Genomic DNA, 12529 nt, shown 5'->3' with positions numbered 1-12529 from the left:
TGCAAGAGGGATAATGGGGAGGGGCAGTGATATAATGTTTAAAAAGATATTATTAGCAGGGGATGGTTCAGAACATTCCTTACGTGCTTGCGAGAAAGCGGTCTATATAGCCAAACATTCAGAAAAGACTTCTATTACACTCGTTCACGTTGTGGATGATATTCCATCACAATCCGACGTCGTAGATGAAGAAATGAAACCTCGAGATATACCTGATCATCGAAAACAACGGGTTTTTCCTATGGTAAACAAGATTGAAGTGGAGCAAATTCCATTGACAGTTAAACATTTGTTCGGTGAACCTGGTCCAACCATTGTAAGAGAAGCGAATGATGGTGATTACGATTTAGTTATTATCGGTAGTCGGGGATTAAATCAATTTCAACAAATGGTTTTAGGAAGTGTAAGTCATAAGGTTGCAAAAAGAGTTAAGTGTCCAGTTATGATTGTGAAGTAATTCAAGGAGGGATCCAGGTTGGAAAATCCATCTAGAGACGAAATTAAAACAATTCTTGAAGATTCAAAGCGAATTGCTATAGTAGGGTTATCAAATAACCCTAATAGAACTTCTTATCAAATTGCAGAAGCGTTATTGCACGCCGGGTATGAAATTATTCCAGTAAATCCAACGATTGATGAAGTTTTTGGGATTAAAGCGGTTGATGATGTGACAAAAGTAGAAGGTCACATTGATATTGTGAACATTTTTCGACGAAATGAATATTTAGCTGACATTGCTAAAAATGTCGCGAAAATTGATGCTCCGGTTTTTTGGGCACAGCTCGGATTAGAAGATGAAGAGGCATACAAAATAGCGAAAGATGCTGGTAAAACAGTCATAATGGATCGTTGTATCAAAGTAGAACATGCTGTGTTAATAAGATAATAATTCGCAGAGGTAACCTGTATAAGGTTGCCTTTTTCAATTATGAGAACTAATAAATCTTTTTATTTTTCAGAGAAAAATTTGACAAATAGTACTCTTTCCTTTTATTTTAAGTATGATTGATAAATTCTTTTCCATGCATTTTTGATGGATTGTTATCGAAACAATGGATTAGTTGTGTTATGTTAGATAATAGTCTAAGAACGGAACGAAAGAGAGAGGGGTTAAAAGCATTGTCCACAAAAAAAGAATTTGAGTATAATGACGATGCCATTCAAGTATTAGAAGGTTTGGAAGCGGTTCGTAAAAGACCAGGTATGTATATTGGTAGCACCGATCATAGAGGTCTTCACCATCTTGTATTTGAGATCGTTGATAACTCAGTTGATGAAATATTAGCCGGATATGGTAATACTATTACTGTAAAAATACATAAAGATAATAGTATCAGTGTCATTGATGAAGGTCGCGGTTTTCCTACAGGAATGCACCAAACAGGCAAACCGACATCCGAAGTAATTTTAACAGTCCTACATGCCGGGGGAAAATTTGGGCAAGGTGGTTATAAGACCAGTGGTGGTCTTCACGGAGTTGGTGCTTCGGTTGTTAACGCCTTATCAGAATGGTTAGAAGTGACGATCTACCGCGGTGGGTCAACGTACCGACAGCGATTTGAAAATGGTGGCAAACCAGTTACAACGTTAGAAACAATCGGCAAAACTCGTAAAACAGGGACGACGATTCACTTTAAACCAGATAAGTCTATTTTTAGTACAATATCTTATCATTACGATACGTTAGCAGAGCGACTTCGCGAAGCGGCATTTTTAATAAAAGGTGTCAAAATCGAATTAATTGATGAACGTCCTGAACACGGTGTAGATAAAGAAATCTTTCAATTTGATACAGGTTTGGAAGCTTTTGTTGGGTATTTAAACGAAGAGAAAGAGACCCTTCATCCTGTTGTTTCTTTTGAAGGGATACACGATGAGATTGAAGTAGACTTCGCTTTTCAATATAACGATGGCTTCACAGAAAACATGCTTTCGTTTGTTAATAACGTTCGTACAAAAGACGGTGGAACGCATGAACTTGGAGCTAAAGCTGCTGTCACACGTGCAGTAAATGAACATGCCAGAAAACTACAGCTTTTAAAAGAACGCGATAAAAATTTAGATGGAAATGATATTCGTGAAGGATTTACAGCAATCATTTCTGTTCGGATTCCAGAGGAAAAGCTTCAGTTTGAAGGTCAAACGAAAGGAAAACTAGGAACTCCTTCAGCTCGTTCCGCCGTTGATAACGTCATTTCAGAAAAACTAGCTTTTTTCTTGGAAGAAAAACCAGAAATAAGTAATAACTTAATTCGTAAATCGATAAAGGCTTCCCAAGCAAGAGAAGCAGCACGAAAAGCGAGAGAAGATGCAAGAAGCGGAAAGAAAAACAAACGCAAAGATGCGATGTTAAGTGGTAAATTAACTCCAGCCCAATCAAAAAATGCCTCGAAAAATGAACTTTATTTAGTTGAGGGTGATTCAGCAGGTGGTTCAGCGAAACAAGGGCGAGATCGCAAATTCCAGGCGGTCCTTCCGTTAAGGGGTAAAGTGATCAATACGGAAAAAGCAAAACTTGCTGATATTATGAAAAATGAAGAAATTCGCACGATCATTTATGCGATCGGTGGGGATGTAGGACCTGACTTTGATATTTCTAATATTAACTACGATAAAATTGTTATTATGACAGATGCCGATACGGATGGGGCTCACATTCAAGTGTTACTACTGACATTCTTTTACCGATATATGCGTCCTCTCATTGAGTCTGGTCGCATTTACATTGCTCTTCCACCCCTTTATAAAGTTAGTAAAGGTTCTGGAAAAAAAGAAAAGTTAGAATATGCTTGGGATGAGAATGGCTTAAAAGGAGCAATCGACCTTATAGGTAAAGGATATATTTTACAACGTTACAAAGGTCTTGGAGAAATGGATGCGACCCAACTTTGGGAAACGACAATGAATCCAGAGACAAGAACATTAGTTCGTGTTACGATTGATGATATCGCTCGGGCAGAAAGACACATATCAACGTTAATGGGTGATAAGGTAGAGCCACGAAGAAAATGGATTGAGCGAAATGTCGCTTTTGGCTTAGACGAAGAAACAAATATTTTAGATAATGACCATTTATTAGTCACAGAGGAGGAGTAATCCTTGGAAGATAAAGAACGCTATTTGGACCTTCCTCTTGAAGATGTTCTAGGGGATAGGTTCGGACGATACAGTAAATATATAATACAAGATAGAGCTTTACCAGATGCTCGGGATGGTTTGAAACCCGTGCAACGAAGAATACTTTACGCGATGCATGTGGATCGTAATACTGCCGATAAGCCATTTCGAAAAGCTGCAAAGACAGTTGGTAACGTCATTGGTAATTATCACCCACACGGAGACTCATCTGTCTACGAAGCTATGATTCGTCAGAGTCAAGATTGGAAAATGAGGCACCAACTTGTGCAAATGCACGGTAACAATGGTTCCGTTGATGGGGATCCACCTGCCGCTATGCGTTATACTGAAGCTCGTCTTTCAAAAATCGCTTCAGAAATGCTTCATGCGATTGAGAAAAACACGGTAGACTTCATGCCTAACTTTGATGATTCACAAGAAGAACCAGTTGTATTACCGGCAAGCTATCCTAACTTACTTGTGAATGGTTCAACAGGTATTTCAAGTGGTTATGCAACAGATATTCCACCTCATCATTTAGGAGAAGTAATACAGGCTGCCATTTATCAAATGGAGCATCCAGACTGCACGCTAGACGATTTAATGAAGTATGTGAAAGGACCAGACTTTCCAACTGGAGGAACGATTCAAGGCGTCGAAGGCTTACGTAAAGCTTACGAAACGGGAAAAGGTAAAATCATTTTACGAGGGAAAGCAGAGATAGAAAGTCTTCGCGGAGGCAAAGAACAAATTGTCATCACAGAAATCCCTTATGAAATTAATAAAGCTAATCTCGTAAAAAAAATGGACGAACTCCGTTTGGATAAAAAAGTCGATGGTATTGCAGAAGTAAGGGATGATACAGATCGAACAGGGTTACGAATTATCATCGAACTAAAGAAAGAAGCAAATAGCAAAGGGATTCTTCACTTTTTATATAAAAACACGGACTTGCAAGTTTCTTATAACTTTAATATGGTTGCGATTTCTAAAAAAACGCCTCGTTTATTAGGATTAAAAGAAATGCTTGATGCTTATATCATACATCAGAAAGAAGTTATTACTAGAAGGACGAATTTCGACCTGACGAAAGCAAAAGAAAGAGCACACATAGTTGAAGGATTGATTAAAGCTATTTCGATCTTAGACGAAGTGATCGCTACGATTCGCTCGTCAAGTGATAAGAAAAATGCAAAAGATCGTTTGCAAGAAGCTTTCCATTTCACGGAACCGCAATCAGAAGCGATTGTGAACTTACAGTTGTATCGTTTAACAAATACAGACATTTCAACATTGCAAGAAGAAGCAGATGAATTGAAGAAGTTGATTGCAAAACTAGAAAATATTATAGCTAGTGATAAAAATCTTGTAGCTGAAATAAAAAAAGAATTAAAAAAGATTAAAAAAACGTATGAGAATGATCGCAAAACGTTAATTGAAGATGAAATTGAAGATTTGAAGATTAACCTAGAAGTTATCGTACCGTCAGAAGATGTGAGAGTAACCGTAACAAAAGATGGCTACGTGAAGCGATCTAGCCTTCGTTCTTATTCAGCATCAAACGGTGAGGCTCCAGGAATGAAAGATTCCGACCGTCTGCTTCACTCTGTCGAAATAAATACGACAGATACGTTACTCTTATTTACAAAAAAAGGATCCTACTTATATGTTCCTGTTCACCTTTTGCCAGAAATACGTTGGAAAGATAATGGACAGCACGTCGCAAATTTGGTTTCTATGGATCAAGATGATGATATTATACACGCGATTCCCATTCGGGATTTTGAAGAAGACAAATATTTGCTGTTTGCGACGAGGAAAGGCATGATTAAAAGATCAGCTTTAAAAGATTACAAAGCTCAAAGACATTCAAAAGCATTAATGGCTGTGAAATGTAAAAAGGAAGATGAACTTGTCCATGTTTCGTTAACAAATGGCAATAAAGATATTTTTCTAGCCAGTAAGTTTGGTTATGGGTTATGGTACGGGGAAGAAGAAGTAGGTACGACTGGTCAACGAACAGCTGGTGTAAAAGCGATTAACTTGAAGGAAAATGATGAAATAATGAGTTGTCAAACGTTTGACTCTGGTTATAGTCCATGGATTTTCTTATTAACTCAGCGGGCAGCGTTCAAAAAGATGAGTTTAAAATCGTTTGAAAAAACGTCAAGAGCAAAACGTGGTGTGGTTATGCTGAAGGAATTAAAAAAGCACCCACATCGAGTAGCATATGTTCATTTAGTCGAGTCACATGATATTGTTCATGTAGAAGCGAAAGATGGGACACATAGTACGGTAGATGTATCATCAATTCGAGGAAATGATCGATATACAAATGGATCTTTCTTATTTGATACAAGTACCACTGGAGATGTAAGAGATTCATGGGTAGAAAAAATCAATAAGAATGATGAAACTCTACTTTAATAAGACTTGGAAACACGCTAATCATTTTTAGCGTGTTTTTTTAGTCCATATAAGTTTACTATAATTGTATTATGTGAACTATAGATTTGAAAAAATTAATTAAAACCTATATAGAACAAGTATGTATAATTATTCCTTTTATCTAGAAACTATATTTTAAGTATATTTTAAGAAGGAGGAGCGAGGAACGTGACTTTCAAGTATGAATGAATTATCTAAAAATAGATGATATCTTTTAGATTCAACTTCACTTATTTTGGAGTTAAACGAAATATAAAAAGAAGCTTAAGCAAACCAAGCTCTGAGCAGCTAATATTTGGGAGGCAAAATAGGTATTATAGAAACTTTATAACAAATCTTTCATTAATTCGAATAATAATCATCAAAGATCCACGATTCAAGTCAAGACAATTTAAGCTAGGAACTCAAAGACATAATTAATAATGGTATCAGTTAGTACAGACTTTACGATGAAATTCGACTACGAAAAGACAAATCCTGTTTCCAGAAAGAAAAATAGAATCAAGCGTTGAAAATGTTCATAAAGTGGAAGATGAATTGGAACGAAGAGTAAAAAAGCGATAAAACAAACGGTCGAAAAAATGAAAGAGATTAATACGGTACATTTTTTATTTGGTCATCGTATATGGTCATCAGATTATCAATATTTTGAGACACTTGGCTGGACGGTTGGATTGACTCATAAATTTTTGTTCATCTTGATATTGATGTAGATAAAACTCGTCAACATGGAACATTAGAAAAAGAAAAATAAGGTCAATAATTTTTCTTTTGTCTCAAAACACTAAGTTTACTTAGATAACGAGACTCAATAATGATTATTTTAATCGGTTCCTATAATTTGTGTTATGTAAACTAGAGTTAATTTTATTTAATTCCATTATTTTGTTAAACTGCCTACACTTCTCTACTATATTGTAAATCCATTCTACCTAATTTAATAAAACGTGGCGCAGACGTCGCATAGTTCCTTTCGACCCCATCTCAGCAGCAAGAAAAAAGAATTTCAGTCATTGATTTGACTTCTATGTCTGTATGATTGCGTAGTTAACAATTTACTCTTTATACAGGTTTCGAATTTAATAGTTACTTCACAGTTCTTTTGCTGTTTACTGTGATCAAGTAAACTTCTTCGAATTTCAAAGTGATTTCATTCCTTGTACTTCTTTTTAACAAATACTTCATTTATGTTGATCTGAACCACGCTTATTTTTAAAAGAAAGATTGTGATTTAGTGTCCATACCAAATCCAAGGTTTTATATTTAGTCTCTTCACTTAATCACCCTCCCTTTACCCAATTATGCTTTATTACTTTTTTTGAAAAAATGTTGCTAAAAAATCAGACACTTCATCAGAAGTTTTTGCATTAGCGCTATGAAGATGACCAATTTTCTTTCCGTTTTGAAAAACTAACAGACTAGGGATTCCCATAACATCGTACTTTTCTGTTATGTCAGGAAATTGATCTTTATCAATATCTAAAAAAATAAATTCTTCATATTGCGCTAAAACATCACCAATAAAGAAGTTCATTCGAGTACAATCAGGGCACCAATCAGCAAAAAATTTAAGTAGTGCTGGGGTATCCTTTGAGATTGTTGTTTCAAACTCTTCCTTGCTTTCAATTAATTTATTCATATATAGTTTCCTCTTCTTAAAATAGTTGTGAATCCTAGTAAAGTGCTAACATGTAATCTGATGTGAATCAGTTCAAGATTTATCAACACCCTTTATGTTAATTTACCTTATATTCATTTATTATTCCGTAAGATAACTTACTTAGTGAATAGAACAGTATATTGTTTGTATAAATTCTTACAACATTTCAATAATATAATTATTTGAAACATAATAAAAACCACCTCGAAATTTGGTGTTTCCGTCTGTCAAACAGCCGGAGGTCCCTTTTATTGAGGAGGTTCTTTTATATTTATGGGCTAGTATAAAAATGCCAAATGAAACTAATCTGAACCTGGTATCTTGCAACCTTCAGGTCCACAATCATTCATTTCAACTTCTTTTTCTTTTTTCAATTGTTGATTTTGCCAGTCAATATCAATGGTTGGTTCAAACTTTTCTGGATAACGTATATACCACCTTTGTTTTCGAATGACGAAATTATCAGGATCGTATCGTAACGCCTCGTCTAACTGTTTAAGAGCTTGATCTTTATTATTCTGCTTCATTAATTCCATTGCTAATTTAAATTTCGTAATAGAAAGCTCTATTTCTAATGGATGATCCTCATTTTTTGGATCATAATAAATATCGTCTAACATTACTTTATCGACTTTTTCAGTGATAAGATCTTCTATGGCTTCCACATGATCTTCGTTCGTCACTTGGAAACCTTGTTTCATAAGACGAATAGTACCTTTTTCATCAACGTATATTCCATTTGGAATGAGTTTCATTCCAAATAAAGAAGATAACTTATTCTCTGTATCGACGACCGTTCTAAATGGAATTCCGTCTAAATAAGGTTTAACAACATTTGGCCCTTGAATGTCAACTGAAACCGATAGAATCTCAAAATTTTGTTCTTTATATTTTTCATAAAATTGCTGCCAACCTGGCAGCTGTTCACGACAGCGTCACCAAGATGCCCACATGAAAATCAATGTTTTCTTTCCTTGCAGTTCATCTGTAGAAAATGTTCCGCCATCTAACCTTTGTAACTCTATATTTGGTAATGTAGTTAATAACACAAATGATTCCTCCTCAATCCTTTTCTAATTGAATTTCTGATCCGTTACCCTCCCTTTAACGATTAGACTTATTAGTGCATTCTCTTGGATGTAATTTAAGCTCATCTTTCTCAAGTAAAAAAATTTCTTGTTGATTGAGAACATGTTTATTATCAACAATCAAAACTGGTGTAAAAACTTCCCCTGTTATTTTCATTAATGCTTGTATACTTTCAGGATCCTCTAAAATATTTTTTTCAATATATGTCATATTAACCTTCTTTAAATGTTTTTTCACTTCATGGCATCTACTGCAGCCAGTCATTGTATATAAAATTGATTTCACCATGACAAACCTCCTCCTTACGTTTCTTTATATGAAGCATTTATCGGTTATCTACTTATATTTTTATCTCACTTTGCTGTCATTCCTTTGAACGTTTCAGTATACTTGGTTCAAATAGAATGTGTGAAAGGAGATTATATATGGATAAGTTAACATTATTATCTCAAATTAGTCTATTAGATGAGTTGCCAATGGAAGATTTAAAAGTCATTGATGAATTAAGTGAAATGAAACCTATAAAAAAAGGAACGATGATTGTATCTCCAGCTCAGCCCATTGAAGCACTTTTTTTCCTGAAGCAAGGACAGGTTCGTCTGTTTCGCAGTAATCAACACGGAAAACAATTTACTGTCGATGTTCTCGTTGATGGAAATATATTCGGCGAAACTTCTTCCCTTACGTTAACAGATGATCAAATTTATGCAGAAGCAATGACAGATACGTATGTTTGTATCATTGGTAAACATGAATTTGAATCATTCATAGAGAAAAATCCTAAAATTGCTTTAAAGCTCATCAATATCCTTTCATCTCGTTTAAAGGAGTTATACAGTTTAAGTGAAAAAATAGCGCTTAGCGATGTGAAATATCGTCTTCTATACTTGTTGCTTCACTTAAGTGAGAAAACAGGCAAGCGAAAAAATGAGTGGCAGTCCATTAATATGAAATTGACTCATCAGGATTTGGCCAATATGATCGGTTCTACAAGAGAAACGACTAGTGCCATTTTAAGTCAAATGAAAAAAGAAAATTATATTAAGAAGAAACTGCTTCTTCATGTAAATGCAGATAAAGTTCAATCATTTTTAGACGAGTATTAACCGTGAACTCTTGACGCCAAGAATGATGATAATCTTGGCGTTTATTATATTCTTAAAAAATAGATTCATTCAGCTACATATAAAAGTGTATCAGGTTCATAAGCGGCCCATGCAAACCAAAACGTATCTAATTTAAAAGGAACGGGGGTTAATTTCTCCCCCTCTAGAGGTCCTGAAGTTGCCTCTCCAAAGAAATTCCAAGTCGATTCCGTTTGAGAATCTTTAAATGATTCTCCGTCTTTGTAGAATTCTAATGTTTCTCCATCTACTTCACTAAAGAATACATTGGAACTTCCTACTTCTTTTCCAGAAGCTATCGATGCATCATCTAAACCGGATGCTGTGCCTTCTTTAAAAAATAATACAATATCTTCTGCTAATTCGGAATCATTGATGACTCCTTTTTCAGATAGAGTCTCCGTTAAATATGATTTTGCTTGATCTGCTACTTCTACAGCAACGATTCTTTCCTTTGGTGCAAAAGACCCGTCAATTTCTCCAGAGAACAAAAATGGAGGCTCATCAGCTTGGTCATAACCTACATAAGGGTTTTGACCATAATTCCTTTCAAAAGAAGTATCTTTCGATAACACGAGTCCATCAGGATATGTCTCTTTAAATTCCCTCCATGCGACAATGGAACTTGGGACGAGCTCTAATCTTTCTCCCTTTAAAGGACCTCCTAAAGCTTCTCCTCCAAAGTGTGCCCAGAGAGATTGAGTTTGTCGATCATACATAAGCATAGCACCTTCGTATAAGTAACCAGTTGTACCAAAATCTAATAAATGGTCACCAACATCTCTTTTAAACGAAAAAGATGAGTTACAGAGTGGACAAAACGTGATAGAAATGGGAACATCATTAATCGTATCATTGACAATTTCATGCCACATTAAAATTTGTAATGGATAAGCTCTTGCTTTTCCATTTACTTCGACCCATATGACTGGCTCATTCTCCTCTAACCATTGATCGGCTTCAGCTAGATCTACAAACGAAGGTTGATCAATCGAAGGAATTCCATCGGGTGGAGGGCCTCCTTTTTGAAGTCTATCAACGATATTAGAAGATAAAGCTTCTAAACGATTGTCTAAATGTTCTGTCGTCATGAATGTCTGATCATCGAATAAATTATAGTTTTCTTCCTCACCTGTGCTCTCAGACATTTCCATGGATTCCTCTTCATTTTGAACAACATCTAAAGTTGAATTATCTGATTGTCCAGAAAATTGATTGATCACCAGAATAACTATCAGGATCAAAATACCACTTAATAAGGTCAGCCGAGCTCGTTTTTTCATCTTCCACCCCTCACTTCCTGTGTCTATCGAATGATTAAGTCTATTTTACCTTTACTACATAGTCATTTTCTGTAGGGAAGCTTACAAAAATATGATGTTATCTTTCGTATGATGTAGTTTGAAAAGATACCTCACCTTAGGGAAAAGTTTAAACTCTGCTTTTTTAGGAAAAAGCCTCTTGTAGGCCGTATAGAATAGAGATTTTAATTAATATTGTCTATAACTTTAAGTCCTACGCAGTCCCTTTTATTAGAACTTGATATAACTTATTGTTGATTTTAGTGCTATTCGAGGAGGCTCGGTCCTTGCACGCAGGATACGAATACGACGATAATTTGATCAAGTTTTTTAATTAACAGCTTTCATACTTTCCATTTTTCTATCAAAAAGTAAGTTATCTTACGGAGATGTAGGAAAATGATTGTTAAAGTAAAGAAGTACCAAAATTCAAGGAGGTCATAACAATGGCAGAAAAAATGACATTTAACGTAACAGGAACAACAGAAAAAATGAAAGCAAATCTAAAATCAAATCAACATACCATCATCATCGATGAACCACCAAATATGGGAGGTTCTGATGAAGGACCGGATCCGATCTCGAACATGTTAGCATCCTTAGCAGGTTGTGAAAATGTAATTGCAAATATGGTAGCAAAAGAGATGAAATTTGATCTAGAATCAATAGAATTTGATATTCGCGGTGAGTTAGATCCTCGAGGATTAATGGGAAATGCAAGTGTCCGACCATTTTTCGAAAAAGTTCAAGTCGATGCTAAAGTCTCTACTAGTGAATCTCAAGACCGAATTGATGAATTAAAAGAAAAAACGGATGCCAGGTGCCCTGTATTTACGACACTTAAAGCAGCAGGTGTGGAGCTAGAAGCTAATTGGGTAAAAGCATAATCTAAAGATAGGAGTTTTTTAAATGTCGAACCTTACATTAGGGCAAAAAGTACCTGAATTCAGTTTACAAACAACATCTAACGAAACCTATTCACTTGAAAAAGATTTAGAAGAACGTAAAGGATGGCATTTTATCGTATTTTTCAGGGGAGCTTGGTGTCCAGTTTGCATACAAGACCTCAAAGATATCGAAGAAAGTCATTCCTACTTTCAAGGGAAAAATGTAAGTTTCACAGCTATTTCCACGGATGATTTATCAAACTTAAGAAAATTATCTGATGAACATGATTTTTCTTTTCCTATATTATCGGATGAAAATTTGGATGTACTTCGATCATATGGTGTTTTCTATCATGATGATACAGCACCATACGAAGATCACGGGAGTCACGGTGAAGCTGCATATTTTCTAATTGATCAATCTGGAAACCTGTTGTATCAACAAAAACAAACAAGTCCTTTCGGAAGACCTAATGCAACGGAACTTCGAAAAATTGTTCAATACATTGATAAGAACTTAAAATAAAAAGTTAGAAACAAAGTGTCTCTCTAGAAATTTAAGAGAAGCACTTTGTTTTTATTTAGTTTTTACATACATTTCTCAATTCTTCTGATTTCAACGATTTTATTAAATCTTCTTTATTCACCTTATTGAACTACCCGCCACTTCATTGCTCTTACGAGCTATTTGAAGTGGGGGATTCCTAAGAACACCTTCGTAACCGAAAGTTTTGATTAGGCTATCCCCGTCGCACCGACGGTTAGAAGCCTGATAGCTTCATTTTTAAGATTTAATCCTGCGTTCCTATCGCGGTCGTGATGCACGCCACAAACACACGTCCACTCCCGCAAATTCAAATCTTTCACGTCTTTGTTTTTATAGCCACAACTGGAACATCGTTG

At 35.4% G+C, this 12529-nt stretch carries 13 protein-coding genes and 1 pseudogene; 7 read left to right on the top strand and 7 right to left on the bottom strand.

What is annotated here, in order from left to right; genetic code table 11:
- Window positions 1-34 precede the first annotated feature (34 nt).
- From QDN89_RS19570 to parC, 4 genes are all read left to right on the top strand, one after another.
- Window positions 35-457 carry a universal stress protein gene (locus tag QDN89_RS19570; RefSeq protein WP_280771864.1) on the top strand — a complete coding sequence of 141 codons (423 nt, stop codon included), beginning with the start codon at window positions 35-37 and terminating at the stop codon, window positions 455-457.
- 18 nt (window positions 458-475) lie between these two features.
- Window positions 476-886: a CoA-binding protein gene (locus QDN89_RS19565; protein ID WP_280771863.1), complete on the top strand. Its 411-nt coding sequence runs from the start codon at window positions 476-478 to the stop codon at window positions 884-886.
- Window positions 887-1119: 233 nt separating this feature from the next.
- Entirely contained in the window at window positions 1120-3096 is a 1977-nt protein-coding gene (parE, locus tag QDN89_RS19560; protein ID WP_280771862.1) for a DNA topoisomerase IV subunit B, read from the top strand.
- 3 nt (window positions 3097-3099) lie between these two features.
- Complete coding sequence (gene parC / locus QDN89_RS19555) at window positions 3100-5544, top strand: DNA topoisomerase IV subunit A (protein ID WP_280771861.1); 2445 nt, start codon at window positions 3100-3102, stop codon at window positions 5542-5544.
- A 1330-nt stretch (window positions 5545-6874) separates the two neighbouring features.
- Here parC and QDN89_RS19550 read toward each other — a convergent pair.
- The 5 genes and pseudogenes from QDN89_RS19550 to QDN89_RS19535 form a co-directional block, all read right to left on the bottom strand.
- Complete coding sequence (locus QDN89_RS19550; protein ID WP_280771860.1) at window positions 6875-7204, bottom strand: thioredoxin family protein; 330 nt, start codon at window positions 7202-7204, stop codon at window positions 6875-6877.
- Between the two features lie 323 nt (window positions 7205-7527).
- Window positions 7528-7926, bottom strand: coding sequence for a tetratricopeptide repeat protein (locus tag QDN89_RS19545; protein WP_280771859.1), 399 nt, complete (start codon window positions 7924-7926; stop codon window positions 7528-7530).
- 12 nt (window positions 7927-7938) lie between these two features.
- Window positions 7939-8145 (bottom strand): annotated as a pseudogene (locus tag QDN89_RS19540) (thioredoxin domain-containing protein); the annotation flags it as partial.
- Between the two features lie 15 nt (window positions 8146-8160).
- Window positions 8161-8274 (bottom strand): TlpA family protein disulfide reductase, encoded by a 114-nt coding sequence (locus QDN89_RS22025; RefSeq protein ID WP_425335429.1) that lies wholly within the window; start codon window positions 8272-8274, stop codon window positions 8161-8163.
- 55 nt (window positions 8275-8329) lie between these two features.
- A complete protein-coding gene (locus QDN89_RS19535) occupies window positions 8330-8602 on the bottom strand; it encodes a glutaredoxin family protein (RefSeq protein ID WP_280771858.1) in 273 nt (90 codons plus the stop codon).
- Window positions 8603-8739: 137 nt separating this feature from the next.
- Here QDN89_RS19535 and QDN89_RS19530 point away from each other — a divergent pair, with 137 nt between their 5' ends.
- Window positions 8740-9420, top strand: coding sequence for a Crp/Fnr family transcriptional regulator (locus QDN89_RS19530; RefSeq protein WP_280771857.1), 681 nt, complete (start codon window positions 8740-8742; stop codon window positions 9418-9420).
- Between the two features lie 65 nt (window positions 9421-9485).
- Here the strand turns inward: QDN89_RS19530 and QDN89_RS19525 are convergent, their stop codons facing one another.
- Window positions 9486-10721 (bottom strand): DUF3179 domain-containing protein, encoded by a 1236-nt coding sequence (locus tag QDN89_RS19525; RefSeq protein ID WP_280771856.1) that lies wholly within the window; start codon window positions 10719-10721, stop codon window positions 9486-9488.
- A 464-nt stretch (window positions 10722-11185) separates the two neighbouring features.
- Here QDN89_RS19525 and QDN89_RS19520 point away from each other — a divergent pair, with 464 nt between their 5' ends.
- The gene (locus QDN89_RS19520) at window positions 11186-11626 is read left to right on the top strand and encodes an OsmC family protein (RefSeq protein WP_280771855.1); all 441 of its coding nucleotides are present in this window, start codon (window positions 11186-11188) and stop codon (window positions 11624-11626) included.
- 22 nt (window positions 11627-11648) lie between these two features.
- On the top strand, window positions 11649-12152 hold the full coding sequence (locus QDN89_RS19515; RefSeq protein ID WP_280771854.1) for a peroxiredoxin family protein: 504 nt from the start codon (window positions 11649-11651) through the stop codon (window positions 12150-12152).
- Window positions 12153-12361: 209 nt separating this feature from the next.
- Here the strand turns inward: QDN89_RS19515 and QDN89_RS19510 are convergent.
- Window positions 12362-12529, bottom strand: a 168-nt coding sequence (locus QDN89_RS19510; RefSeq protein WP_280772001.1) for a zinc ribbon domain-containing protein, incomplete at its 5' end; no start/stop codon positions are given.

This window comes from Salipaludibacillus daqingensis (assembly GCF_029891575.1).
GTDB classification, from domain to species: Bacteria; Bacillota; Bacilli; order Bacillales; family Salisediminibacteriaceae; genus Salipaludibacillus; species Salipaludibacillus daqingensis.
This window is presented reverse-complemented; position numbering and strand designations above follow the sequence as displayed.